Annotated in this window: 27 protein-coding genes; 20 read left to right on the top strand and 7 right to left on the bottom strand. The window is 59.6% G+C overall.

The genetic code is table 11. The features are described from left to right. Window positions 1–37: 37 nt before the first annotated feature. Entirely contained in the window at window positions 38–493 is a 456-nt protein-coding gene (locus AC3RLQ_RS12025) for a hypothetical protein (RefSeq protein ID WP_493037357.1), read from the bottom strand. Window positions 494–746: 253 nt separating this feature from the next. Between AC3RLQ_RS12025 and AC3RLQ_RS12020 the strand changes: the two genes are divergently transcribed. The 10 genes from AC3RLQ_RS12020 (at window position 747) to AC3RLQ_RS11975 (ending at window position 10,710) form a co-directional block, all read left to right on the top strand. Continuing rightward, window positions 747–1,361 (top strand): superoxide dismutase, encoded by a 615-nt coding sequence (locus tag AC3RLQ_RS12020; protein ID WP_493037355.1) that lies wholly within the window; start codon window positions 747–749, stop codon window positions 1,359–1,361. 265 nt (window positions 1,362–1,626) lie between these two features. Next, complete coding sequence (locus AC3RLQ_RS12015) at window positions 1,627–1,938, top strand: hypothetical protein (protein ID WP_493037353.1); 312 nt, start codon at window positions 1,627–1,629, stop codon at window positions 1,936–1,938. Between the two features lie 517 nt (window positions 1,939–2,455). Next, window positions 2,456–3,361 carry a thiamine-phosphate kinase gene (locus tag AC3RLQ_RS12010; RefSeq protein WP_493037351.1) on the top strand — a complete coding sequence of 302 codons (906 nt, stop codon included), beginning with the start codon at window positions 2,456–2,458 and terminating at the stop codon, window positions 3,359–3,361. A 4-nt stretch (window positions 3,362–3,365) separates the two neighbouring features. Further along, a complete protein-coding gene (locus tag AC3RLQ_RS12005; protein ID WP_493037349.1) occupies window positions 3,366–3,659 on the top strand; it encodes a hypothetical protein in 294 nt (97 codons plus the stop codon). Then, window positions 3,656–4,069, top strand: coding sequence for a tRNA (adenosine(37)-N6)-threonylcarbamoyltransferase complex ATPase subunit type 1 TsaE (gene tsaE, locus AC3RLQ_RS12000; protein WP_493037347.1), 414 nt, complete (start codon window positions 3,656–3,658; stop codon window positions 4,067–4,069). The genes AC3RLQ_RS12005 and tsaE overlap by 4 nt, the downstream gene beginning before the upstream one ends. Before the next feature lie 133 nt (window positions 4,070–4,202). After that, the gene (gene tsaB, locus AC3RLQ_RS11995; protein ID WP_493037345.1) at window positions 4,203–4,835 is read left to right on the top strand and encodes a tRNA (adenosine(37)-N6)-threonylcarbamoyltransferase complex dimerization subunit type 1 TsaB; all 633 of its coding nucleotides are present in this window, start codon (window positions 4,203–4,205) and stop codon (window positions 4,833–4,835) included. Next, window positions 4,832–5,680, top strand: coding sequence for an SMP-30/gluconolactonase/LRE family protein (locus AC3RLQ_RS11990; protein WP_493037343.1), 849 nt, complete (start codon window positions 4,832–4,834; stop codon window positions 5,678–5,680). Before tsaB ends, AC3RLQ_RS11990 begins: the two co-directional genes overlap by 4 nt. Before the next feature lie 147 nt (window positions 5,681–5,827). Continuing rightward, window positions 5,828–8,668, top strand: a complete 2,841-nt coding sequence (locus tag AC3RLQ_RS11985) for a beta strand repeat-containing protein (RefSeq protein WP_493037341.1) — start codon at window positions 5,828–5,830, stop codon at window positions 8,666–8,668. A gap of 11 nt (window positions 8,669–8,679) precedes the next feature. Then, window positions 8,680–8,841 (top strand): hypothetical protein, encoded by a 162-nt coding sequence (locus AC3RLQ_RS11980; protein ID WP_493037339.1) that lies wholly within the window; start codon window positions 8,680–8,682, stop codon window positions 8,839–8,841. Window positions 8,842–8,883: 42 nt separating this feature from the next. After that, window positions 8,884–10,710, top strand: a complete 1,827-nt coding sequence (locus AC3RLQ_RS11975) for an FAD-dependent oxidoreductase (RefSeq protein ID WP_493037337.1) — start codon at window positions 8,884–8,886, stop codon at window positions 10,708–10,710. Here AC3RLQ_RS11975 and AC3RLQ_RS11970 read toward each other — a convergent pair. Continuing rightward, window positions 10,688–11,710, bottom strand: coding sequence for a phosphodiester glycosidase family protein (locus AC3RLQ_RS11970; RefSeq protein WP_493037335.1), 1,023 nt, complete (start codon window positions 11,708–11,710; stop codon window positions 10,688–10,690). The two genes, AC3RLQ_RS11975 and AC3RLQ_RS11970, sit on opposite strands and share 23 nt — an antisense overlap. Before the next feature lie 103 nt (window positions 11,711–11,813). Between AC3RLQ_RS11970 and AC3RLQ_RS11965 the strand changes: the two genes are divergently transcribed. The 3 genes from AC3RLQ_RS11965 (at window position 11,814) to AC3RLQ_RS11955 (ending at window position 16,141) form a co-directional block, all read left to right on the top strand. After that, on the top strand, window positions 11,814–13,109 hold the full coding sequence (locus AC3RLQ_RS11965) for an acetylxylan esterase (RefSeq protein WP_493037333.1): 1,296 nt from the start codon (window positions 11,814–11,816) through the stop codon (window positions 13,107–13,109). A gap of 119 nt (window positions 13,110–13,228) precedes the next feature. Continuing rightward, window positions 13,229–14,530, top strand: coding sequence for a hypothetical protein (locus AC3RLQ_RS11960; RefSeq protein ID WP_493037331.1), 1,302 nt, complete (start codon window positions 13,229–13,231; stop codon window positions 14,528–14,530). A gap of 381 nt (window positions 14,531–14,911) precedes the next feature. Next, window positions 14,912–16,141 carry an IS481 family transposase gene (locus AC3RLQ_RS11955; RefSeq protein ID WP_493035225.1) on the top strand — a complete coding sequence of 410 codons (1,230 nt, stop codon included), beginning with the start codon at window positions 14,912–14,914 and terminating at the stop codon, window positions 16,139–16,141. Window positions 16,142–16,393: 252 nt separating this feature from the next. Here the strand turns inward: AC3RLQ_RS11955 and ygfZ are convergent, their stop codons facing one another. After that, on the bottom strand, window positions 16,394–17,263 hold the full coding sequence (gene ygfZ, locus AC3RLQ_RS11950) for a CAF17-like 4Fe-4S cluster assembly/insertion protein YgfZ (RefSeq protein WP_493037330.1): 870 nt from the start codon (window positions 17,261–17,263) through the stop codon (window positions 16,394–16,396). Window positions 17,264–17,361: 98 nt separating this feature from the next. Here ygfZ and AC3RLQ_RS11945 point away from each other — a divergent pair, with 98 nt between their 5' ends. Beyond that, on the top strand, window positions 17,362–18,462 hold the full coding sequence (locus tag AC3RLQ_RS11945) for a transporter substrate-binding domain-containing protein (protein ID WP_493037328.1): 1,101 nt from the start codon (window positions 17,362–17,364) through the stop codon (window positions 18,460–18,462). A 133-nt stretch (window positions 18,463–18,595) separates the two neighbouring features. Further along, a complete protein-coding gene (locus AC3RLQ_RS11940; RefSeq protein ID WP_493037327.1) occupies window positions 18,596–19,297 on the top strand; it encodes a hypothetical protein in 702 nt (233 codons plus the stop codon). A 352-nt stretch (window positions 19,298–19,649) separates the two neighbouring features. Here the strand turns inward: AC3RLQ_RS11940 and AC3RLQ_RS11935 are convergent, their stop codons facing one another. The 3 genes from AC3RLQ_RS11935 to AC3RLQ_RS11925 are packed head-to-tail and all read right to left on the bottom strand — an operon-like array spanning window position 19,650 to window position 20,955. Next, window positions 19,650–20,336 (bottom strand): HPP family protein, encoded by a 687-nt coding sequence (locus AC3RLQ_RS11935; RefSeq protein WP_493037325.1) that lies wholly within the window; start codon window positions 20,334–20,336, stop codon window positions 19,650–19,652. Window positions 20,337–20,350: 14 nt separating this feature from the next. Further along, entirely contained in the window at window positions 20,351–20,548 is a 198-nt protein-coding gene (locus tag AC3RLQ_RS11930) for a hypothetical protein (protein WP_493037323.1), read from the bottom strand. Further along, a complete protein-coding gene (locus AC3RLQ_RS11925) occupies window positions 20,545–20,955 on the bottom strand; it encodes a hypothetical protein (RefSeq protein ID WP_493037321.1) in 411 nt (136 codons plus the stop codon). Before AC3RLQ_RS11925 ends, AC3RLQ_RS11930 begins: the two co-directional genes overlap by 4 nt. Between AC3RLQ_RS11925 and AC3RLQ_RS11920 the strand changes: the two genes are divergently transcribed. After that, window positions 20,954–21,076 carry a hypothetical protein gene (locus tag AC3RLQ_RS11920; protein ID WP_493037319.1) on the top strand — a complete coding sequence of 41 codons (123 nt, stop codon included), beginning with the start codon at window positions 20,954–20,956 and terminating at the stop codon, window positions 21,074–21,076. The genes AC3RLQ_RS11925 and AC3RLQ_RS11920 overlap by 2 nt on opposite strands. Here AC3RLQ_RS11920 and AC3RLQ_RS11915 read toward each other — a convergent pair. Then, window positions 21,061–22,854: a chloride channel protein gene (locus AC3RLQ_RS11915; RefSeq protein WP_493037317.1), complete on the bottom strand. Its 1,794-nt coding sequence runs from the start codon at window positions 22,852–22,854 to the stop codon at window positions 21,061–21,063. The genes AC3RLQ_RS11920 and AC3RLQ_RS11915 overlap by 16 nt on opposite strands. Before the next feature lie 70 nt (window positions 22,855–22,924). Between AC3RLQ_RS11915 and AC3RLQ_RS11910 the strand changes: the two genes are divergently transcribed. The 4 genes from AC3RLQ_RS11910 (at window position 22,925) to AC3RLQ_RS11895 (ending at window position 25,185) form a co-directional block, all read left to right on the top strand. Beyond that, complete coding sequence (locus AC3RLQ_RS11910) at window positions 22,925–23,356, top strand: MarR family winged helix-turn-helix transcriptional regulator (RefSeq protein WP_493037315.1); 432 nt, start codon at window positions 22,925–22,927, stop codon at window positions 23,354–23,356. A 73-nt stretch (window positions 23,357–23,429) separates the two neighbouring features. Further along, window positions 23,430–23,822, top strand: a complete 393-nt coding sequence (locus tag AC3RLQ_RS11905; RefSeq protein WP_493037313.1) for a hypothetical protein — start codon at window positions 23,430–23,432, stop codon at window positions 23,820–23,822. A gap of 394 nt (window positions 23,823–24,216) precedes the next feature. After that, the gene (locus AC3RLQ_RS11900) at window positions 24,217–24,804 is read left to right on the top strand and encodes a hypothetical protein (RefSeq protein ID WP_493037311.1); all 588 of its coding nucleotides are present in this window, start codon (window positions 24,217–24,219) and stop codon (window positions 24,802–24,804) included. Between the two features lie 39 nt (window positions 24,805–24,843). Next, window positions 24,844–25,185 (top strand): helix-turn-helix transcriptional regulator, encoded by a 342-nt coding sequence (locus tag AC3RLQ_RS11895; protein WP_493037309.1) that lies wholly within the window; start codon window positions 24,844–24,846, stop codon window positions 25,183–25,185. Window positions 25,186–25,204: the final 19 nt, after the last annotated feature.

Here is a 25,204-nt window from a genome sequence, read left to right as displayed (position 1 = left end):
GACGTGGGTGGAACCCCGCGTACGGTCGCTTGGTTGCTCAGCGCACGCGTTTCATCGTGTAAGTTCCCTTGTCCATCGAGCACTGGTAGCACGCCTTGAACTCATCCCTCTTGATCGTCCCCTCATAATGGTATAGGCCGCCAGCCCAGTTGGGCATCTTGTGCTCGCCTTTGAAGGTGTAAGTGCCGTCCTTCTGCTTCTTCACCATGTGTTCGGCCTTGTAGCTGCCGCTGAGGATCTTCTTCCACGTGGCATGGTAAAAGAATTCGTGGGACGTGGTTTTCGTGGTTTGGGGATTGGGTGCTGAGATAACGCAGCGCAGGGTGCCTGTGTGTCCTGTGGCATCACTGAGCCAGGTGCCTTCCCATTTGCCCTCCACTCCGGAAGTGACCGGTGCCTTTTTCCATGCCGATCGAAACGCAAACCCGCAGGAAGGCAGGACGGATGTCAAAATCAGGCCAAGAGCAAGGCGGAGGAGCAGGGCACGTTTCATGGGGAGGTTGGTGGCATAGGAACGTCTGTCCATCCCCGCCTATTTCGTCCTTCCTCGAAGTGCCGGCCAATTTGCAATTCTCAGTTTTCAGTTCCCAGTTTACAATCCCCACCGCTTGCCCTTCGTAGCACTGCATGATGAATGGTTCCCGTTCTCCCTGGCTCGCAGTGCGAACTAGGCACAACCTTCCTCTTGCCCGCGCCCGTATTCACGATACTAACCCGCTAGAACCATCAACCCCACCCACCCTACCATGGCCCACACCCTCCCCCCCCTGCCGTATCCCACCAACGCGCTCGAACCCCACATCGACCAGCAGACGATGGAGATCCATCACGGCAAGCATCACAACGCTTACGTCACCAATCTGAACAACGCTCTTGCCGGCAAGGCCGACCTCGAAGCGCTGTCCATCGAAGACCTCTGCAAAAACATCTCCAAGATTCCAGCAGACATCCAGGCCCCCATCCGCAACAACGGCGGCGGTCACTTCAACCACACCCTCTTCTGGAACATCATGGGCCCGAACGCCGGTGGCGCTCCTACCGGTGCCCTCGGTGACGCCATCACCTCCACCTTCGGCAGCTTTGACGCGTTCAAGGAAGCCTTCGGCAAGGCTGGTGTCACCCGCTTCGGCTCCGGCTGGGCCTGGCTCATCGTGAAGGACGGCAAGCTCGCCATCACCTCCACCCCAAATCAGGACAACCCCCTCATGGACGGCAGCGGCACCCCCATCCTCGGCTGCGATGTCTGGGAGCACGCCTACTACCTCAAGTATCAGAACAAGCGCCCCGATTACATCGCCGCCTGGTGGAACACCGTGAACTGGAGCGCCGTCGCTGCCAACTACACCGCCGCCCTCGGCTGATTCCCGCTTCCTGACTCCCCCAGTCTTCCCACAAAGCGCGGAACGGCCCAGCCCGTCCCGCGCTTTGTCGCTTTAAACTCGGGATTAAAACGCGAATTCAGAAAAGATGACCGCGAATGGGCGCGAATCAGACTCAAGGGCCGTTCGTGGGCCTTCTCAGTCCTTCGCATTGAACCCAGCGCCGTTCGCCCCTTAGTCTTCCTCACAGCAGGCACTTCCGACATTCGTCATTCCGCATTCGACATTCGTCATTCCCCCCATGTCCATGGTCCTCCATCGCCTCCGCTCCGGCCTGATCTACTCGCAGGCTTTCGCTGAGTTTCTGGAGTCCAAGCACAATATCGAGAGCATCGGCCACCCGGGGGATGTGCTGCATCTCGACTACGTGCGCTGCTCTCAGGGAGACCTCAGCGGCCAGGAATGGTGCCAGCTCACCTGGATCAGCGGCGCACAGGCCCCCACCGATCACCGCCATCAAATCGGCGGCACCGAGGTTTACATCCACAAGCAGGCCATCCGCGGCCTCAAAAACCGTCTCCTTCATTTTGACGGCACCAATGTCGTGGTAAAACAATGACGAATGACGAATGCAAAATGACGAATGAAGCCCGAATGACCAAAGTGCCATTCGCAGCCTCTCGCGTTCACTTCCATCCATTCGTCATTCATCATTCTCCCCTGCTGCCGACACTTGCCGACATCGGAGAAAGCAGCCTCATCCGCAAACTTCGGCAGTCTCCTGGCCAGGCCCCGGCAGCTCCCTGCCAAAACACCCCTCACATTCGCCATATCGTGCCGCCGCACACCAGCCCCAACGGGGCTGCGGAATATAGCCCAGGGGTGCCGAGCCTTGGCGAGTGCTCCCCTGGGTACAGCCGCCACAACCGGGAAGCAAACCCAGCACTCCGCCACACCCCACGCCCACCAGCAGCGTCCTCCACACGCCCCGCCACACCTCTGCCGCGCCCGATAACACTCCAACCGACCAATCCACGCTCAGCCCGCTTCACCGCGCACCACTCCTGCGCCCCTGTCGTTTCGCGCCCTCGGATGTCATTCGCCATTCGTCATTCCTCATTCGTCATTCCCCGCTGATGCCCACCCTAGCCGACATCGGAGAAGACAACCTCATCCGCAAACTCATGCGCGGTGTGAAGCTCGACAGCGATGTCATCGCCGGGGCAGGGGATGACTGCGCCGTCGTCCGCAGTACCAAGGACGAACACACCCTGCTCAAAACCGACGCCCTTGTGCAGGACGTCCACTTCACTCTCGAAACTCCGCCCAAGCTCATCGGCCGCAAGGCCATTGCCCGCGTCGTCAGCGACTTCGCTGCCATGGGTGGCACGCCGCGTCATGCCATGATCACCCTCGTGGCTCCGCCCAGCATGCAGGTTGAGTTCCTCTCCGAGATCTATCGCGGCATGCGCGCCATCGCCAAGGAGTACGGCATCAACATCGTCGGCGGCGAAACCTCGCGCGGCCTCGTGCTCATGCTCTCCATCTCCATGAGCGGCACCGTCCCCTCCAAACGCTGGCTCTCCCGCAGCGAAGGCAAGGCTGGCGATGTCATCCTCGTCACCGGCCGCCTCGGCGGCTCCATCAACGGCAAGCACCTCAAATTCCAGCCCCGCCTCGAAGAAGGCCGTTGGCTCTCCGAAAACGCCCATCCGCACGCCATGATGGACATCAGCGACGGCCTCGCCAAAGACCTCCCCCGTCTCGCCCTCGCCAGCGGCACCCATTATCAGGTCAATGTCGCCTCTCTCCCCTGCAATCCCGGCTGCACCTTCGATCAGGCCTGGGGCGATGGCGAAGACTACGAGCTCCTCCTCGCCGTCAATCCACGTTCAGTGCGGTCACTCCAGGCCAAATGGAGTGCCGCCTTCCCCAAACTCCCCCTCACCATCATCGGCAAACTCGTCCCCCCCGGCGAAGGCCGCCCCCCCGACTTCGAAAGCACCGGCTGGGATCACTTCGCCCTGAGTGCTGACGCATGATGCAATGAAGCAAGAGAATCATGCATCGCAGCTATCGGTCAGTTTGATTCTTCAAGTCTTCGTTTTGGTAATGGGGGCTGCGTCTTTTGGTGTCAGAGATTACTACTCCCTCCAACAAAACCTTCTTGTTGCCCTATTGCTTGGTTTAAGCCTATTGCCAGTCATCGCAGCATTCCGCCGTGGTCCTATGGCTGCGAAAGCATGTGGATTATTGCTGGCCCTCCTGCCCATAGTTTATGCTTATGGATTGATCTCGTTTAACTGGCCAATCATTGTTCATGAATGGTTGAAATTATGACCACCCTACACACCGCCGACGACGCCCTCGCCTGGGGCACCCAGCTCGCGCCGACACTCGTTGCAGGCGATGTCATCGCTCTCTGCGGCACCCTCGGCGCAGGCAAAACACAGATCACCCGCGGCATCGTCGCCGGCATGAACTCCCACGCCGCCGTCACCAGCCCCACCTTCACCCTCGTTCACGAGTACCTCGACGGCCGCCTGCCCATTTTCCATTTCGACTTCTACCGCATGGACTCCGCCGCCGAAGTCATCGGCATCGGCTGGGACGAGTTCCTCACCGAGCCCGGCGTCATCATCGTCGAATGGGCCGACATGTTCCCCGACCTCCTCCCACCCCACACCCGCTGGTTCCAAATCGAACCCCAGCCAGATAGCTCACGCATCGTGACTGAGCGTGCCTTGTGAACATGAGGCTGATTCTGACAGGATTTGGTCGTCGTGATTTGAAATCTCGGCATTGAATGAATGTGAGTGAATCCCTTTGAGAAAATCCTGTGAATTCTGCCATCCTGTTAATCCTGTCCAAATCGGACCTTTGATGCCCACCACACTCCTAGCCCTCGACCTCTCCACCGCCCACGGCAGCATCGCCGTCGTGCGGGGCGATGACGTGCTCTTTCGCTCCACCTTCCAGTCCGAACGTTCCCACAACGCCCAGGTCTTCGCCCCGCTCCGCGAAGCCCTCGCTGCTGCTGGCGATCAACTCACCGGCATCGTGATCGGCAACGGCCCCGGTTCCTACACCGGCGTCCGCATCGCCATCGCCGCCGCTCAGGGCATTGCCCTATCCCGCAATGTCTGGTGCGTCGGCTGGTCCTCCCTCACCGCGCCGGACCTGGATGCTCCCGCCAGTTACAACATCATCGGCGATGCCCGCCGCCAGAGCTTCTACCTCGCCCGCGTCGAAAACGGCCGCCTGCTGCCCGATCTCGAAATCGTCTCCGCCGAAATCGCCCGAGAAAAAACCGCCGATTGCGAAATAGTGTACACGTTCGACGCAAAGTGTCCGCTCGGCCTGTCCCTCCGTTCCGCCAAGCCAGACGCCGCCAAGCTCGCCAAAATCGTCCAATCCTTGCCCGCCGACGAACTCGCCGCCCTCATCGCCCAGCCTCTCATCCCCCATTACCTCGCCGAAGCTTTCATCACCCTTCCCAAGCGCCCCACACCATGACTCCCGAACTCATCTCCAACCACGTTTCCGAATGGGGCGAAGGCCCGATCTGGCACGGCGACCGCCTGTTGTACGTTGATATTGAAACTTATAAGATAATTGCCCTCACCCCATCGACAGGTGAAGAAAAGATCTGGGACGTCGGCCAGCGCGTCGGCACCGTCGTTCCACGCGCTAGCGGCGGACTCGTCTGGGCAGGGGACAACGGCTTCTTCTTCCTCGATGAAGCCACCGGCATCAGCACCCCCATCGCCGATCCCGAGCCCAACCTCCCTGACAACCGCTTCAACGACGGCAAGTGCGACCCCGCCGGCCGCCTCTGGGCTGGCACCATTTGCCTCCAGAAGCGCCCTGATGCATCGCTTTACTGCCTGCATACCGATCTGCGCGTCGAAAAGAAATTCGGCCCGGTCACCAATTCCAACGGCATCATTTGGAACCGTGCTGCAAACACGATGTACTACATCGACACGCCCAGCAAAAAAGTGCGCGCCTTCGACTACGACAACGCCACCAGCGCCATCACCAACGAGCGCGTCGTCTGGGACACCAGCGCCGATCCCTCCTCACCCGATGGCATGACCATCGACAGCGAAGACCGTCTCTGGATCGCCTTCTGCCACGGTGCCAAGGTGGTCTGCTTCAATCCCGCCACCCAGAAGGAGGAGATGCAGATCGACTTCCCTTGCGTCGAAACGACCGCCTGTGCCTTTGGTGGCCCTGATTTGCGCGATCTCTACATCACCACCGGCAAGAAGCCCGGCTTCGTCGAGCCCCTCGCTGGTCGTCTCTTCGTCTGCCGACCCGGTGCACAGGGAGTGCCGTCCAGCGCGTTTGGCGGGTGAACCGACAGGTGAGGAAGCCTTGCTCTATTCTCTGAGGTTTACGGTTGGTAGGTGTTCAGCCTATTGATGTGCTCATTCTCAGTTATTGCAAATCAGTGGACAAGGTGCAGAATGAGCCACCCTTTGTGCGTCAACAGAGCACTTATTATGAAACGAACTTATTGGTGTGTTTCAAGGACGATCCCAAAATTCGTCGTTTTTTCTTTGGCTGCCTGCCTGCTATCTCACTCACAACTGTTCGGTGCGCTGACGGTTTCTCCCACCACCATTGACAACAGCTATGTGGGGCCCTGTGATCTCACCATCACTGGCTTGGACAGCGCAGGGCAGACGGTGCTGGTGCAGGAATACATCGACAAGGACAACAGCGGCACCGTCACCAGCGGAGATACGCTGGTCCGCCAGTTTAAAGTGACCGATGGTGCAGTGACCACCATTGGTGGACAGCGCAACCGTAATGTGCCGGGAGATGAGGACGGAGCCGCCAACGGTCAGGCTCTGGCCCGCGTGGTGTTCCGCGGTACGATTGACACGGGTCTGATTGATGGAGTGCATATCTTTCAAGTTTCTCCGGTTGGCGGAGGGTTCACACCCTTTGCCGCCAACCTGACAGTGAACCAAAAAGACTATGGCGGCAGCGGCATATCGGGAACGGCCAGCCAGCCACACGCGTTTGTGGCTTTTCTGGCCGGTGGATTTCAGGGGGACTTTGCAGGCGTGACCCGTTGCGACGCAGCAGGCAACTACAGCATGAAACTGCCTCCAGGCAGTTACCTGCCGCTGGCGACCAAGCAGGGCTATGTCTTCAACGCCGGAGCTCTTTCGCAAGTGGTGGTGTCTGCAGGGGCGTTCGCCAGCCAGAATCTGCCCCTGATTACCTCCTCTCGGACGATCTCGGGGACGGTGCGGGACGCGAGCAACACGGCCAATGGGATTCCTGCGCTTTTCATGCATGGCGTCACCGACACCGGATTTGCCTCACTGACATTCACCGACACCAATGGCAATTATCAGATTGATGCTCCGGCGACAGCCTGCAATCTGGGGTTTGGCGAGTGGCCCGTAGCACAGCACGGGTTCTTTCCATTGGACAGCACCGAGGGCAGCACCACCACGGTGACCGGCTTCAACATCAACCTTTCCCCAGTCACGGCGCTCGTTTACGGCAGCCTGAAAACCCCCGTCAGCGCGGCTGTTCCTTTTGCCGGGATTGATGGCATGCAGTTTGGTGGTTCCGGCGGGACAAGCCATGCGCTTACAGATGCCAATGGCAATTTCTCCATGGGGGTGACGACAGGAAGCTGGCATCTGACCTCCTCACCTGCGGGTTATCTGGTCCAGTCGCAGACTCCGGTCGTCAACACTGATGGCAGCGCCGTGCTGCAAAATCTGGTGGCCGTGCCGGTGACCGCCCATCTGACCGGGCAGGTCAGGGACAGCTCCAATGCACTGGTGCCCAATCTCCAGATCATTGCGCGTGATCCCAACGCCAGCAGCGGCAACGAGATTAATGCCTTCGCCACCACGGATGCCAGTGGCAATTTCGATCTGGGTGTGTATGGCGGCGGCGGTTCGACCACCAAGGCCTGGCAATTGCAGGTTTTGATCACGAACGGTCCACCTTTATATATTTCCACTACGCCTCAGTTCGATGTACAAGACAGCGTGAACATCACTGGCATCACCTACCAGGTTTACAATGTGACCGCCCATGTCACCGGGCAGGTGCAGGATGAAACCAATTCCCCCATTCCCAACATCACCGCCTATGCCAGCCACTCCACTCTCAACGGGGTTCTCAGCGGCAGCAATGTGGACGGCTCGGGCAATTTCGACATTCCTCTGTTTGGCGGCACCTGGAATCTCGGGCTCAGCAACATCGACGGCCTCGGGCTCATCGTGCAGGACAGCCAGGTGGCGGTGACTGACGGGGTGGACCAGAGCAATGTCATCATCCACGCGTATCACTCCACCACGACCATTGTCGGCACCGTCAAGGACAACAACAACCAGCCGGTGTCTGGCGTTCATGTGGTGGGCACGGCCACCATCAGCGGCCAGACCTACCCCTCCTCCGCTGTCACGGACGCAGGCGGGAACTACTCGCTGGCCGTGTTTTCGGAGAACTGGAGCGTGACGGTCAACGCCACGGATCTCGCCGGCCAGGGCTTCCAGGCGCCGTCGGCTCAAAACGTCTTCGTCAATACCAGCCAGGTGACGCAGAATTTCGTCGTGCAGCCTTCCGTCGGCGGCATGACGCCGCTTATTTCGTTGGAACAGCCTGTGAGCAGCCCTGTGGCAGACGGGGGCAGCAAGTCCTTTGGCGGTCTGAAACTTGGCACCAGCACCAGTCTGACCTTCACCATCAAAAATCCCGGCACAGCCGACCTGACCAGCCTGGTGGTGACCAAGGATGGTGCCAATACTCCGGACTTCATCGTGAACACCACCAGCATGAGCACCACGGTTGCCGCATCAGGCAGCACCACGTTCATGGTAACCTTCACCCCGGGGGGCAGCACCAGCAGCAACCGAACGGCGGCGCTGCACATCGCCAGCAACGTCAGCGGTTCCACGAATCCCTATGACATCAACCTCTCCGGTCTGGGCCTTTCCGCCACCACCGACACCGACGCTGACGGCCTTACCGACTGGGCGGAGTTCCAGTATGTCCCGCTGGGCTTTGACTGGCAGAGCTCACAGACTGCACTGGTGGCCATCCTCAACAATGGGTCCAACGCCGCCGGGCTTTTCAGCCCGTCCCAGGTGCAGGCGCTCAATGTCGGCACTCCGTTGATTCAGAAGAACGCCGGCACCGGCGCATTCAAGCTCACCATTGGCGTGTTGAAGAGCACCAATCTCACCAACTTCCAGCCCTTCTCCTTGAGCTCCGCAGGTGCGACGACAACGATCAACGGCTCCGGCAATCTGGAGTTCAATTTCACCGTGCCTGACAACGCCGCCTTTTTCCGCCTGCAATCGCAGTGATCCTGCCGTCGATGAACAATCAATGTCCAAACTGTCAGCGGCTGCTCTATGACCGGCGTTTGACCCACTGCGGCTACTGCGGAGTTCCGATTCCCATGAGCATGTGGTTCACGACTGAACGCATTGCCGAGATCGACCAGGAGATGGGTGAGGAACATCGGATTGCTGCATGACAGACTCACAAGCTGTGGCCAGGTAGCAGAATGAGACATCCTATGCTTTTCTTCGCGGTCCTGCTGCTGACTGTCCAGTCCGCGCGTGCTGAAGTGACTCCGCAAAAAGTGGATGTGTGCGTCTATGGGGCCACGCCCGCAGGCATCGTGGCTGCTGTGACGGCCAGGCAGGAGGGGTGTTCAGTCCTTATCGTTGAGCCCAGCCGTTGGGTCGGGGGCATTCTCGGTGCGGGGATCAAGCCGATGCAGGACTGCGCGGCTCCGCAGGCGGTGGGCGGACTGACAACGAGCCGTGTTTTCAAGCTGGGGAAACAGCCACCTGCCATCCGCCAGGCCTTCGCGGCGTGGTTGGAGGAGGAGAAGATTTCGGTGCTCTTTGAGCATCGCGTGCAGAAGGTGGAAAGGACCGGAAAAGCGATCACGAAACTGGTGCTGGAACTGGCACAGCCGGACAAGAATGGTGTGCCTGCGCCAAAGGCCACGCAATCTGATGCGGCGGTGGTCGAAGCGAAGGTGTTCATTGATGCCAGCTATGAGGGAGATGTCATGGCGGCGGCTGCGGTGCCGTATGCGGTGGGGCGCGAAGCCAAGGAGGTCTTTAATGAGGAACTGGCAGGTGTGGGGCCGACGACGAACTGGACACCCATCGATCCCTACGTGGTGCAAGGTGATGCCAAGAGCGGCCTGCTGCCGTTGGTGGATGCAGATCATGGATTGCCAAAGGGCGCTGCGGATGATTACACGCAGGCCTACAACTACCGCTTCTACGTGACCCGTGATGCGGCGAAGCGCATCGCGTTTGAAAAACCGGCGGGTTATGACGCGAAGGATTTTGAAGTGGTCGGGCGCTATGTGGAGTACCTGGTGCGCAGCATTGAGGACGAAGGAAAGCTGCTTAAAAAACTGAGGGACATCTTTCCCGGCTGGCTCAACAGCGGCGAGTATAACTACAAGCGTGATTCCTTGGTCACCATCTCTCCGCTGGGAGTGAGCCGTTACTACCAAGATGGGAATTGGGAAGCAAAGTCGCGCATCTGGCGGCAGCACAAGGACTACCTCAGCGGTCTGCATCACTTCCTGAGCACGGACTCACGGGTGCCGGAGAAGTTTCGCGCCGAGACTGCGGCGCTCGGCTTGGATAAAACGATGCATGCTGACACCGAGGGCTGGCCCAATCAGCTCTATGTCAGAATCTCGCGACGCATGCAGGGGCCTTATGTGCTGACGCTGGCGGATGTGTGGAACAAAACGCAGGTAGAGGACAGCATTGGGCTGGCGCTCTACGGTGTGGACATCTATCCGGTGCGTCGCTACGCCGTGGCAGATCCTGACACCGGGAAGATGGGCGTGGCAACGGAAGGCAACATGTTCGTCGGCGGCTCGCAGGGCACGGGGCATCCTTATCCCATTCCGTATCGGGCGATCACGCCGAAGGCGGAGGACTGCAGCAATCTGCTCGTGCCCGTCTGCTTCTCAGCCAGTTACATCGCGTATGCGTCTGCGCGCATGGAGCCGGTGTTTTGTGTGCTGGGTGAGTCGGCTGGCGTCGCTGCCGCGCAGGCGATTCATGCCGGGGTGCCGGTGCAGCAAATTGATGCCAAGAAGCTGCGCAGTCGTCTCCTTGAGCGGGGGCAGATTCTGGCTTGGACAGGCCCGACGCTGCGGCATGAACCGGGCACTATAGAGGCGGGAGAGTGGGACTCGAAGGAGGCTTGGAGCGAGGCCAAACCAGGGTGGGAATGGCTGTTTCCGTTCATTGACACGGACAAGGATGGGAAGATTTCAACGGCAGAGCATGCTGCGTTTCAGGCCTACAAGAAGCAGCACCCGGACTGGGTGAGGAAGCTCAAGGCGGAGAAAGCAGACTAGAAGCACCCTCAATAATTACCGGAGCCTTGCGCCGCACACCGATGTAAACGGGGGAGCGCTGGCGTTCGAGCCACTTGTGCTGGAAGGGGAGTTCGGTGTTGAAGGCGTGGAAGTGCCAGGGGCCGTCGTCGGTGCGGATGGAGTATTGAAGGGCACGGCCGCCGTCGAGGAGGGTGGCGTGCTGGACATTGAGCTTGCGGGCGATCTCAGTGACTTCTCTGACGTTCATGACGCCGCCGTCGCCAGAGAGGACGAAGACGATGGTGCCGTCACTGCGCATGCCGACGAGGGAGCGGTAGCTGATTTTGGAGCCATCAAAAAACTCGTCGGGCTTGAGGTCCACATAGGCGAAGGTGGTGTGGTTCTTCATCACGGAGGGATAGACCTGGCAGCCTTCCTGGATGAGACCGGGGACTTCATTGAGGAGCGACTTGGGCCCGCACCAGGGGCGGCCGTCTTTGACGAAGAAGCAGCCGCTCCAGTCGCCGAAGGGAGGATTGACCTGACGGCCTTCATGGTAGACCCAGCCCATGGGGCGGCCCTTGGGGTCGCGGAAATTGGCGGTGATGGCGAACCAGAGATTGCCATCCTCCATGCGCTCACGGGCGGTGGTGAGGGCAAACTTGGGCTGGAAGGTGGTCATGAAATCGAAGCGATCGGCGGAGAGGGTGACGACCTGGACCTCCGCGCCGAAAACACGCTGGGCGATGCTGGCCAGGGTGCCGCCTGCGCGCCGGACCTTGAGCGTGGCCCAGCGCATGCCGGTCTCGCGATGGCGCTCGATGAGAGCGGCGTCGAGATCTCCGGCGGTCAGAGCGACGGCGGGTTTCCATTCGCCGCGCTTGGTGAGAATTTGGAGCGGCGCTTTGGATTCACGCACGCTGACGGCGACTAGATTGCTGTTCAGATTGAAAAAGACCTCGCCGGCAAGCCAGGACAGCAGCGCGCCGGCAAGGGCGAGCAGCAGAAGCAGCTTGAGGCATCCGCGTTTTCTAATCATGGGGGTGTGGCAGCATGGAGAACAGTGAGTAACGATCAAGAGCCGATGTCATGCCGATGAATGAAGATTGATTCGGGCCCGGCCCTGTTCGAACTTTAAAAGCATGAAATTGAAACTGTTCTCCGCATTGTGGCTTCTCATTTCCTTCAGTCTGCAGGCGCAGACACCCGCTCCGGCACTGACGCTTAAGGCCAGCACAGATCATCCCGACGCCTTGTACAAGGTTGGCGAGACAGCCACCTTCACGATCGAGGCTCTGCGTGACGGCAAGCCGCTGGCGGATGGCAAGGTGGTTTGCGTGCTTTCCAAGGATGGGGTGCAGCACCAGCCGCCGCAGACGCTGAATGTGAAGGACGGCAAGGCGACGGTCATCGGCAAGCTGGACGAGCCCGGCTTCCTGCAACTGCGTGTCACGAGCGACAAGGTCTCGACCATGGCGGCTGCGGGCTATGATCCGCTGCTGCTCAAGCCCAGCATGCCGGTGCCTGAGGATTTTGATGCGTTCTGGGATGCCCAGAAGGCGGCGCTGGCGCAGGTGCCGGCAAAGGCGACGCTTACACCCGTGACAACCGGTGTGCCGAAGGGCGTGGAGGCCTTTGATGTGCAGATCGACTGCCTGGGGAAGCCGGTGAGCGGTTATTTTGGCAAGCCACTGCAGGCCAAGGCAAAGTCTCTTCCGGCGATCCTGCATGTGCACGGGGCTGGCGTGCGCAGCTCGACTCTTGGCAGCGTCTCCTGGGCACTGAACGAAGGAGGGATGCTCTCGATGGACATTAATGCACACGGTCTGCCCAACGGGAAGCCGAAGGAGTTTTACGAGGCGCTGGTGGCGGGTGAACTGAAGGGCTATCCGAACGCGAACCCGCAGGATCGCGAGAAGATCTACTTCAAAGGCATGTTCCTGCGCCTGATTCGTGCGATCGACTTCCTCACGGCACAGCCGGAGTGGGATGGGAAGACGCTGATTGTGTATGGGTCCAGCCAGGGGGGCTTCCAGGCGTTTGCGGCAGCGGGGCTGGATCAACGGGTCTCATTCATTTGTGCAGGGGTGCCGGCGGGTTGTGACCACACCGGCAGCCAGGCCAACCGCATCAGCGGCTGGCCCAAAATCGTGCCCAAAGATGCGGAGGGCAAACCAAACGCCGCCGCGCTGCAGGCGTCGCGTTATTTTGACAACGTCAACTTTGCCATCCGTGCGAAGTGCCAGGGCGCGGTGGTGACCGTGGGCTTTATCGACACGACCTGCCCGCCGACCAGCGTGTATGCGGCCTACAACGCCCTGACGGTTCCCAAGGAAATTCACAATGACATTCTCGCAGGGCATACCAACACACCAGCGGCCAGCAAGTTCATGCAGGCGGCGGCTCTGAAGCATGTGCGGGAGAATCGGCTTAAGTGATTAAGTGGTGCTTGCCGCCACGCATTCGCTAAATGTGCGTTTCTAAGCACGGGATTCTTTCAAAAAACGCAAAAAACGGTGTCATAAAGACTTGGCTAGCATAGTGTTATGCTTCGCCTATGACATCCCGACTCCCACTATTTAAATCCATCGCGTTTATCGCCAGTCTCAGCCTGCTGGGCGTTTCTGGTCTGCCACTTCAGGGCCAGGAGGCCAAAGCCAAGGGCAAGCCTGCCCAAAACAAGAAAGGTGCTCCGCCCACGGCCGCCTCTCTGGTAAAAGACATGAAGGCCTCCGTCGCCTTCATCGCCAAGAATTCCAAGGACATCAATCCGAAGTCCAAGCAGGCAGTGCCATTTTACGCTGCCCTGAAGTCCACCGCGAAGGGGCTCGATCAGCTTGAAAAAGGCATTGCAGACAAGAGCCCTGAGATGCTCAAAGGCCTGGACACCACAGGTGAGGGCGTGACACAGCTTTCCACCACCTGGGCCATCATCCGCGGTGCACATCCGAAGTCCCAGGTGGGCCGCGGTGTGAAATCCCTCGATGCCGCTTATGAAATGTACCTCAGCCATTTCGGTCCTTCCGTTGCCATTCTGAAAAAAGGCGGCAAAAAGGGCAAGCTCACGGACGCTGAACTCGCTGAAATTCAGGCTGCGGGCCCGAAGATGGAAGAGCTGATCGGCAACCTGAAGCAGGCTGCCTCATCCGCGAAACCCAAGTCCTATCAGTCCCGCATGATTGCGGACTTGATCAACCTTGCCACGAAGATTCTGGGCATTCAGGGCACCGACCGTGGCACCTATGCGAAGTATCAGTACCAGACCAGCCGCCTGAGAAACTCGATGGGCGCTTATGGCAACATCTCCCGGTCCTACTACCCGGACTACTACCAGTCCTCATGGGGCAAGCTCACTCCTTTCGTCAATGTGCTGACTTCCATCTTTGGTGGATCGGCTTGGACCTACTATGATGGCTGGAACTACTACGACTCGAGCATCTCCAACTACGGCAGCTACTACGAAAGCACCTCCATCAGCACCTCCATCAGCGTGACTGAAGTCTCCTCCTATGAGGAGTCCGTGGAAAGCTACGAGGAAGAAATCGCTACGGAAGAAGACACCGAAGACGAAGAAGAGATCGACGAAGAGCAGGAAGAAGACGAAGAAGACGACCAGTCCCTCGCTGACGAAGCTGCTGACTGCGAAGACGACGACGACGGCGACGGCATCTCCGACGAAGAAGATGACGATGACGACAACGACGGCATCAGCGACGAAGAAGACACCGACGACGACGGCGACGGCGAGTCCGACGAAGAAGACGCTGACGAGGATGAAGAAGAGGAAGAAGAAGACGACGGCGACGACGACGACTGCGACGGCGCTGCCGATTGCGACGACGGCTGCTGCGAAGAGTAGCCTCCCATAGTGAGAGTTTCTTCCTGAAACAATTCCCAGCGCATGGTCTCCGGACCATGCGCTTTTTTATGCGTGCTGCATGCTGGAGCCATGAGCCTAACAGTCGATCTCAATCAGCGCTGTCTCGGAGCATTTTTAATAATGAGGCATGCGACCAATCCAGAACGGCGAAAGCGGTTCTCCCTCTCCCCGCCCCTGACACACGACATCAAAAAGTATTTTTCTTCGGGGGAGAGGGCTGGGGTGAGGGGCGACAGGCATCCTTCGCCAACTTGGGCTACCCCTCACCCGACCTCTCCCCAAAAGGATGTCCTGGGCTTTGGTATGTTCCGGGCACGTTGGTGACGCTTTCTCCCGGGGACATGGGTGACAGGGTGACTGATGCCCTGGAACCAAACAGACGAGATGAAGGAACGGTTGAAGATGATCGGCGAGTATTTGAGCGGCGGCTATGGGCCAGCGGAGCTGGCCCGGCGATACGGCGTGAGCCGTAAGTCCGTCTACAAGTGGATCGCTCGCTACGAGCAGGCAGGAGCGGAGGGATTGCAGGAGCGATCCAGCGCACCGCATCACCATCCCAACGCCACGGAGTTGGAGGTCGTCGAGCATATCCTGCGGCTCAAGGCTCGCTGGCCACACTGGGGCGCGCCAAAGCTTCTGGCACGGCTGCAGCGCGAGTCTGAAGTGGGGCCGCATCCTGCGGAGAGCACGGTCAGCGACATCTTGCGCAGGCATGGGCTGTCCAATTCGATCAAGCGACGCGCGCATGCCAGCGCAGTGCCCAGCAGCCAGCCGCTGGGGCATGCACGTGCACCCAACGAGGTGTGGTGCGTGGACTTCAAGGGATGGTTCCGCACGGGCGATGGCAGCAAGTGCAGTCCACTGACGCTCACCGATGCCAGCAGCCGTTACCTTCTGCGCTGCCAGTGCCTGGGCAGCAAGACCGGAGGGCCGCTGGTGCAGCCCATCATGATCAGCGCGTTCCGGGAACATGGGATGCCGTGCGCGATACGCTCGGACAACGGGCCGCCCTTTGCCAGCCGCACGCTCGGCGGGCTCAGCGCACTGAGCGTGTGGTGGTTGCGGCTGGGCATCAGGTTGGAACGCATCGAGCCGGGCAAGCCGCAGCAAAACGGACGGCACGAGCGCTTTCATCGCACGCTGGAACAGCACACCGCATCACCGCCAGCACGAACGCTCAAGGCGCAGCAGCGCTGCTTTGACGAGTTCCGCCGCGAGTACAACCACGAGCGCCCGCACGAGGCGCTGGGCCAGACCACACCTGCGGAACACTACAGGCCATCGAGCCTTGAGTATCCTCAGCGACTGCCTGATGCACGGGAGTTCCCTGAGGAGTGGCACCGGCGCAAAGTGAAGCCAGGAGGCACGATCAAGTGGAGCGGCCATGAGGTGCATCTCACACAGGTGCTCAGCGGCGAAGATGTGGGGCTGGAGCCGGTGGGAGACGGGCGCTGGGCAGTGTGGTTCCAAGATCTTGAACTGGGCGTTTTTGATGAGCGCACCATGAAGGTCAAAGGGCATAAAAATCTGCCAAAACAGGCTGGTGCCAAGCCACGTGAAGCCGAGGATGGGAGGGGCGGTGTTTTGTGAGCCTGCGCTACGGGCGTCTCCCGGCTCGGCTGAGGCCTCGCTCGGAAAGCCACCCTGCGCGCAGGCTCACAAAAACAAGGTGCTGCATGCGCTTGGATGAGCCGCCCCAGCCATAAAAAAGTGTCACCTATGTGCCCGGGAGAAAATGTAACCCTTGTGCCCGAGTGCACAGCTTTTGTTCTGTCTTCGGTGGGGAGAGGTGATTCGCTTGATTTTCGCGCGAGGTTATGAGCGAGAAAAGCCACGCCATTATTAAAAATGGTAGAGTATTGCTCCTGAACTGCCACCGACGCGCAGGCCCTGATGTGGCGTTCCTTGCCGGATCATTGCCAGTCCGATGGTCTGGCCTGTGGTGGGATGCTTTGTCACGCTGGTGACTTTGCCGACGGCCTTTTCAATCCAGAGCTCGTCTCCTGCGTTCACTGCCACGTCGGATTCGAAGGCGATCATCTCGCGTGGCATTTTGCCGGTGGTTTTGATGCGTGAGAGCACCTCCTGACCGATGTAGCAGCCTTTGGTGAAGTTCATGGCCCTAGCTTCGAGGCCTGCTTCCGGCGGAAACGTTTCGGTGTTCAGTTCGTGCGGCCAGCGGGGGATTTTTTGCAGGATGCGCCAGGTTTCGAGGTCGGCGTCGGTCAAAATGGGGAGGGCATCGAAGGTGGGAGGGGTGGCGGAGGCAGGGAGCCAGATATCCAGGCCAGGTGTGCCGAAGCGGGATGAGCGCAGGGAGTGATGAGAGAATTCATTTGAGGCATGAACGCTATCCGTGCCACCCCAGACATGCCAGAGCTGCCACTCCTCGGTGACATCGGTGAGTTCCACGTCATCGGCCACGATGTAGCGCTCCAGTCGCATGCCCAGCGTCTCGCGAAGATCGGGTTCGGCGTCCAGCAGCAGGGAATCGCCTTCGGCATGCACAAATACATCTGCAGCGATGCGGCCCTTCACATCCGTCACGCAGGCGTAGAGAGTTTCATCGGATTTGACATGGCGCATGTCGTTGGTGACCTGGCCGTTCAGATAGCGAATGCGATCAGCACCGGTGAGCTTGAACTTGGCGCGTGAGGAAAGATTTACGGCGGCTCCGTGGGTGGTGATCTGCTGGAAGAAACTGGCGGTCATGCCTTATGAATGAGCAGACTGTGCGGCCTCGCAAGCTGGCAAAGTCGAGGGATTGTATTGACTCAACTCGGTGGTGAGGCAGTGTCAGCACTCCTCTCATGCGTACCCTTTTACTGCTCCTTTCTGCTGTTTCCATTTTCAGTTTTGTCCCGGGAGCCGCCGCGCAGGCTCCCGCTGCTGCACCAACGGAAGGAAAGATCCGCGTTGTCACCCGCAATCTGGAGCCATTCTCTTTCGACAAGGACGGCCGCCGTCTGGGCTATGCAGCGGAGTTGTGGGACCAGCTGGCACGTGAGACGAAGCTGGACTACGAGGTCAAGGTGGTGAACACCGCGGCTGAAATCATCGAGGAGCTGAAGAACAAAACGGCGGATGTGGGCGTGGGTGCGATCAGCGTCACGGCCAAGCGCGAAGAAGTCATCGACTTTACGCAGCCCTTCTATGAGTCAGGCCTGCAGGTGCTGGTCAATGGCGGCAGTGGCAGCTTTGCGGACAGCATCTTCTCCCTCATCGGGAATCTCTTTAACGTCGAGCTCATCGGTGCTTTCGCCCTGCTCATGGTGACGATGCTCATCATCTCCCACCTTGTCTGGCGCTTTGAGCATCCGTTGAACGGCGACCAATGGCCGGAAGATTACAAGAAGGGCATGTTGGAGTCCTTCTGGTGGACGATCAGCACGCTGCTCGTCGGTGGCGCTGACAACAAAGGCCCCGTTGGCCTTGGTGGTCGTATCGTGGCCATCGTTTGGATGCTGCTGAGCATCGTGCTGGTCTCCTTGCTCACCGCTTCCTTCACCACGACCCTGACCGTCAACACTCTCAAGGGCGACATCAATGGCCCTGGGGATTTGCCTGGCCGCAAAGTGGCCACCGTCAAGGGCAGTACCGCCGAAACCTGGCTCTCCACCAAGGGGGCCAAAGTGGTGCCCTATGCCACCGTCACCGAATGCGTGGCCGCCTTGAAGAGCAAGGATGTGGACGCCGTCGTTTACGATGCACCCGTGCTGCAATACGAAGCCGGCAAACTGAATGACGAAAAACTGCAGATGGTCGGCCCTGTGTTTGAGCGTCAGAACTACTCCTTCGCGCTGCAGCAGGACAGCACACTGCGTGAGAAGCTGAACCAAGGCCTCTTGAAACTCACCGAACAAGGCGTCGGCAACGAGCTGCGCAAAAAGTACTTCGGCGAGGACAAGTAAGGTCTGATCCTTTGGAATTCACGAAAGAGCGACGGCCACAAGCTGTTGCTCTTTTGCTGGGCGCTGATCAGGCTGTGTGATCAAGCAGCTTGCCATCTCCGGCTTCCTCAGACATGAAACAGGGACGCGCCACATGCCTGCCTCTCCCCCATCCTCTCCTGGTATCTTTGCCACCATCGTGGCGGTGTTTCGGCAGAATCGTGTGCCATGCCTGGTGCTGAATGCGTTCGCCGTGGCTCTGGTGGTCAGCTATTATCAGGTGCCGGCGCTGGCGGGTTTTTGGGAGTCGCTGGGCGCGTTCAAGACGCACTGGTCCTTCGCTTTTTCCTGTGTCTCCACCATGTTTGCCGCGGCACTCATGCCCACGGGCATTCAGCGGATCATGGGCACGCTGCCGAAGGAGGGGGGAGGAAAGCGTCTGCTGCTGCTCATGCTGTTCTGGGGGTATCGGGGCATGGAGATCGATCTGTTTTATCACTTCCAGACCTGGATGTTTGGGGATGCGCATGATGCCGGCACGCTGGTGAAGAAGGTGCTGGTGGATCAGTTCATCATGAGCCCGGTCTGGTTTGTGCCCACGTATGTGATCGCCCTGCGCTGGGTGGAGCTGGGCGGCTCCTGGGCACGCACGCGCCCGACCCTGAACCGCGAATTCTGGACGCGCACCTGCCCGACGGTGCTCATCACGAACTGGCTGGTGTGGATCCCTGCGCTGGCCCTTGTTTACAGCCTGCCTGCGGCGCTGCAGTTTCCGCTGTTTTCTGTGGTGATGTGCTTCTTCATTCTGGTGGTGACGGTGATGACGCAGAGGCGGATTGATACTACGCTCAGTTGAAAACGAGTCCTGAAGGCAAGCCGCCCTTTTCGCGAGATGGGATGGGTATGACAGCGTAGGACGGTCGTGGCGAAGCCCGCCCGTCTATGAGCGTTTTGCAAACAGCCCGGCGTGGGAACGTCCTCGCAGTCGGGCGGTTTGGCGCAGGAGGCGGCAGGCGATGGACACGCGCTCGACGCCAAACACGACCGACCTACGCCCGGAGCGCTGGTCTCGCAACGGTTTGAGAAAACCTCTCCGCCGGGCCCAGCACACAGACCTGGTTTTAATGGCTCGTGGTATGAGACTGAAAGTTGACCAAGGAAGACGCTGAACACACAGAGGCCGGAAGTTGAGGGATGGTTCTGTGCCTTCAGGGGTTTGAATGCGACTTCAGCAGTTCGAGCAGCCGGAGGAGATCGTCTTCGCTGATGTCCACGAAGGAGTCGAGGGCGCGGATGGCGGCGATGATTTCCTCGTGAGTGGGAAGGGATTCATCTGTGGGAGAGCTGGGCTTCTGCGCGGGATGGTGGAAGGCGTTGGGGTAGCGGCGCCAGTGGAAGGTGTAGTTGATGAGTACGGCGAGCAGCACCATGACGAGGGCATTGGTGAGGACGGGGAAGAGCACGAAGCTGAAGCCTAGCTGGTGGATGGCGCTGCCCCCCATGACGGCGGTGAAGGCGGTGGCCCCGCCGGGCGGATGGATGCATTTGAGCTGCTGCATGGCCCCGATGGCGAAGCCCACGGCGCAGGCTGCGGCGATGGCGGGATGAGGGATGCACTGCGCACAGGCGACGCCAATGAACGCGGATATACCATGCCCTGCTATGACCGGCCATGGCTGGGAAAGCTGGCCGTGAGGCACGCCAAAGAGCAGCACGGCGCTGGCGCCCATGGAGGTGATGAGGGCGGCCGCGCCCTCTGTTGGGAGGGCGTAAGTGGAAATGGCAATCAGCGCCAGAATGGCGAGTCCGCCGCCGAGGGTGGAGACGGCTTTTTCAGTGATGCTGACTTCGATGAGCTCGATGCCGAGCCATTGGCGCAATTTGGGAGTGGACACTGACGAGGGCGTTTTTATTGGGCGGTTTCGTCAGCGAAGTCCGTGTCGGAAAATTGGGCGAGATAACACGGCGGGCTGGCATAGCTCGCAGGCTCGTCTTCGATTTCTTGCTCCTTCGCAAGACGGGCTAGCTGGGAGAGCAAGGCATCGGCGACGGGGCCCTCTGGCGCATGCTTTGGAGGCATCACATGGTTGGGTGAAGGTGGTTTCATCGGGAAGGAGTGAGCGGGGTGTTGAGGCCCATGCGGATGGCTGCGAGCCAGCGGTGGCGGTTCCACCACAAGCCGGCGATGAGGGCACCGAGGGCGTATGCGGCCACATCGGCGGGATCTCCTGATGCGTGGGTGAGTTTGGGAATGATCCATTCGAAGAGCAGTGACCAGAACACGAGGTGTCCTGCGATCTCGCCCGGCTGCGGCGGCCCATCCTGCGCACGCAGCCCCAGACGGTGGTGCAGCCAGAGCACGGGCGGCAGCGCGCAGGGGATGAGCCAGAGGTCATTGAAGTGAAACATCATGAAGCCCGGAAGTGCGTGGGGCTTGATGAAGCAGCGATTGATGCCGTAGGCCATGCAGGCGGTCTGGAACAAGGCATCACGGAAGTAGTGGAAACGAGGCATGTCAGCAGAGGGCATAGATGACACCTGCCGCACCGGCAGCGATGAAGAGCTTGATCAGCAGGGTTTTGATGATGAACAGCATGGTGGGAAAGGGGCGGCGGTGTGTCAGCTTTTGGGATGAACGGTTTCCTCATGGTGAAGCCGCTGGCGGGCTGAGAGAATGGCGGCGCGGCCCAGGTAGCCGAGCACTTGGGTCGGCGTGGCGGGATCGACGACGGGAAGGCGGCCGATGTCGTGATCGAGCATCTTGGCGAGAGCGGCGTGCAGAGGTTCGGCGGGATAGGTGACAATGAGATGTCGCGTGCCTGCATCTGCCACCGTATGGCTCTCTGCCTCCGGATGCTGCAGGGCGCGGATGACATCGCCACGGGTGATGATGCCGGTCAGGCGGTGCTGGTCATCGAGCAGGAGCGTGGCCTGCCGTTTGCTCAGCGGATCGTCACTCCTGGCGATGCGTGCGGCGTACTCCTGCAGCGGCAGATGAGCGGGGATGGTGGGGGCTTCGCGGTCCATGACGTCTTGCACGCGGGTGAATTCAAAGGGATCAATGCTGTATTCGCAGGTGATGTGCTGGCCGCGCCGGGATAATTTTTCGGTGAGGATGGAGCGCTTCATCAGGAGCACGTTGACGCCGAAGGAAGTCACGGAGCCCAGCATCAGGGCGGGGAGGAGGTGGTAGTCGGAAGTGAGCTCGGCCGCAAAGATCATGGCGGTGAAGGGGCAGCGCATGGAGCCGCTCATCATTGCCGTCATTCCCACCAGCGCCCACAGGCTGGCATCGCCCACGGGAAGCCACGGGGCCAGCGCGGCACCGAGGGAACTGCCGATGAGGAGGAGCGGGGCCAGCACGCCGCCGGAGGTGCCGGAGCCTAGGGCCGCAGACCAGACGAAGGCCTTGGCCAGCAGCAGGCCGAGCACGGCGGAGCCCATGATCTCGCCTCGCAGGAGGGTATGAATGGCTTCATAACCGACACCGAGCACACGGGGTTCGATCACCCCGCCGATGCCAACGATCAATGCGCCGATGGCCGGCCACCACATCCAGTGGAGGGGCAGTTTTTGAAAGAGATCCTCGAAGCCATACACGAGGAGGGTCAGCAGACCGGCACCGAAACCCACCAGAAGGCCCACCAGCGCCGCGCAGGCCATCTCTGTGCCTGACGCCGGAGCGTGAGCGAGGATGGAGAAAACCGGGTCGCTCCCCAGCAAAACAACGCGAAACACGGCGGCGACACTGACGGCAGTGACGACGGGGATGAAGCTGCGGGGTTTCCATTCAAAGAGCAGCAGCTCCACGGCCAGCAGCACGGCGGCGACGGGGGTGGCGAAGATGGCCGTCATGCCCGCTGCCGCGCCTGCGACGAGCAGTGTTTTGCGCTCGGCCGGGCTGAGAGAAAAGCGCTGCGCAAAGAGGGATCCCAAGGCCCCGCCTGTCATGATGATGGGCCCCTCCGCGCCGAACGGGCCGCCCGTGCCGATGGAGATGGCTGCGGAGAGCGGTTTCAGCAGGGCGACTTTAAGCTGGATGAAGCTGCGCCCGAGCAGGATGGCCTCAAGGGCTTCGGGGATGCCATGGCCGCGAATTTTTTCGGAACCAAAGCGTGCCATGAGGCCGATGATCAGCGCGCCGATCACTGGGACCATGATGACCCACCAGCCGAGATGATGGCCCTGCGGCGTGGCTGGCAGGGACGACAAGCGCTGGTAGAAGGCCAGATTGGTGATCACAGAAATCAGCCAGGACAAGGCATAGGCCGCCAGCGTGCTGATGGCACCCACCACCAGGGCCGCCGCAGAAATGAGAAACACGCGCGGGCAGGTGGTGAAATCGGCCAGCCTGACGTTTGTGTCCGGGCTCGGGGGCACAATATCGGCTGTCAGGCTTGGTTGGACTGGCATTTCGTGAATTAGTATCGTAATGCGATATATGTCAAACAAGGATGGCCCCGAAAATGCTGCACACGAAGGCATGCCCAGACGCAAACCGATCTCCAAATCTCAGTATGAAAACCTAGCGGCGTTTCGATTCGCGCTGAGGAAGTTCCTTCGTTTCAGTGAAGATGCCGCAGGAGGGGCGGGGCTGACGCCGCAGCAGCATCAGGCGCTGCTGGCGATCAAAGGGTATCCTGGCCGGGACCGGGTCACGGTGGGGGAGCTGGCGGAGCGGCTGCAGATCAAGCATCATAGCGCCGTCGGGTTGATCGACCGGCTGGTGCTGGAGAATCTGGTGGAGCGCGATGCCTCAGCCAAGGACCGGCGGCAGGTGTACATTCACCTCACCCCGCGTGGGGAGGGCATGCTGGAGGAGCTGGCGGCCATGCACCGGGAGCAGCTGCGGCTGATTGGGCCGGAATTGAGCAGCCTGCTGCAGAGGCTGGGGCAGGGGGATGCGGGGGCTTAGGCTGCATGGAAGAATGCTGCTGACAATGCCGCGAAATTGTGATGGGATGTGCAAGCGAACGTCGCACGCCCTCATGAAAGTACTGCTCCTCGCCAGTCTGTACATTTTGTCTCCTATGTTCGTGCGTGCGGGAGATGCGGAGCAAAAAAGCGAGCCCTTGCTTCAGCATATTCGTGCCACACTGTCGAAAGGCTGGACGGTCAAATATAAAAAGGATACTTCCTGTCTGACCGTTGAGCGTGATGAACCTGTTTCAGGAGGCTTGGGTCTTCCAAACATGCCTGCTCCTTCCATGGAGAGAGTCAGTCAAATGTATGTTATGCGACCAATGAATAGGTATTCCTTTTCCTTTCGCGTCATGGACTTCGTCACTCCTGCCCAGTATCAACGATGGGTGGCCGAGAACGCTGAAGTGGAAAAAAAGGCACGTGTCATTTATGATGACTTTGAAAAAAGAAGGTTGTGAGGCAAAGGGGGGAGGCTTGAGCCACGCACCGATGAGGATAAAGCGGCTGCGGCACGGCACAAGGAGCTCACGGCCTCGGAGCACGCTCTTCCTGACTTCTATTTTCAAAAGCTCAGCGTCCGGTGGGTGTGGGGGGCGCCTGCGGCTGAAAACAATGGCTGGGTCTCTTTCTACGTGGATGATGACCGCATTCGTGGCGAGTGCGACCAAGTCAGAGAGAAGGTATTAAAGCTGTTCTCAAAATACCAAGATCTGTAACCATGCACTTCCAGAGGCCGGCTGAGATGCTGATTTTTAAATCGGCATTCGGCCCAACTTCCAAAACTTCTCCACGGCTGCGACGAGGCCGGGGGATGTTGTTTTCTTTGGCTTCGACATCGACCTTGAGAGTTCAATGCCGGAGAATTCATCTAGACTAAAGCCGTGGACCAGCTTCTCGTCCGACCAGTTCCACCGCATGAATGATCACAGGCCAGCAAATGGTATTCCTCTACGTTTGTTCGATCCGCGACAGGGCGGCGCGGCGTTCAAGCTGGAGGGGATCCGCGCTGGGTCGGAGTTTTTGCAGCCTCAGCGCTGCAATTATTTCACGGTTCTATGGATTCGGAATGGCAGTGGACGATTCCACGCGGACCTCGCCAGCCACGATTTTCGTGGGCCGGCGCTGTTGTTCTTCAATCCCTATCAGACGTTCTTTTTAGAGCCGGCGTCGGCGCTCGATGGCGTGAGCCTGCAGTTTCATGCCAATTTTTTCTGCATCGAGACTTATCATGAAGCGGTCGGCTGCAATGGAATTTTGTTCAATGACATCCATGGCCGGCCTCTCGTCAGCCTGGACGCGGGCCTCGTGCCGGAAGTAGAGCATCTCCTGTCTCAGATGACGCTGGAACTCCGCACCACCGGCCTGGCTCACGCGGAGATTCTGGTTTCCTATTTGAAAGTCTTCTTGATCAAAGCGACGCGGCTCAAGCTGGAGCAGTAGCAGCTCGAATCCAGCGGAGCATCCCAGAGCCGTCCGCCTGTGCTGGTGCGCCTCACGCAGCTTATTGAAGAGCATTATCAAACGAAGCGGAGTCCCCACGAATATGCAGCGCTCCTGCACATCAGTGCGAAGGCGCTTGGAAGGCAGGTTAAAACGCAGTGGGGCAGGACGCTTACGGAACTCATTCGTGAGCGGTTGCTGAAGCATGCCAAGTGGCAGCTGCTGCACACGCTGCGTCCGGTCAAGGAGGTCGCGTGGGAGGCTGGCTTTGCCGATGAGTTCTATTTCAGCCGGCTGTTCAAAAAAGCCACGGGCATGTCTCCCACCGCCTTCCGGGAGTTTGAGACGACCATTCGAGGCGGGCGCAATCTGTCCATGTAGTGACGCCTTCCGTCCATTG

Source organism: Prosthecobacter sp. GW821-HT29F12, from assembly GCF_058803405.1.
The sequence above is the reverse complement of the archived record's forward strand: the minus strand, read 5'-3'. Positions and strand labels throughout refer to the sequence as shown.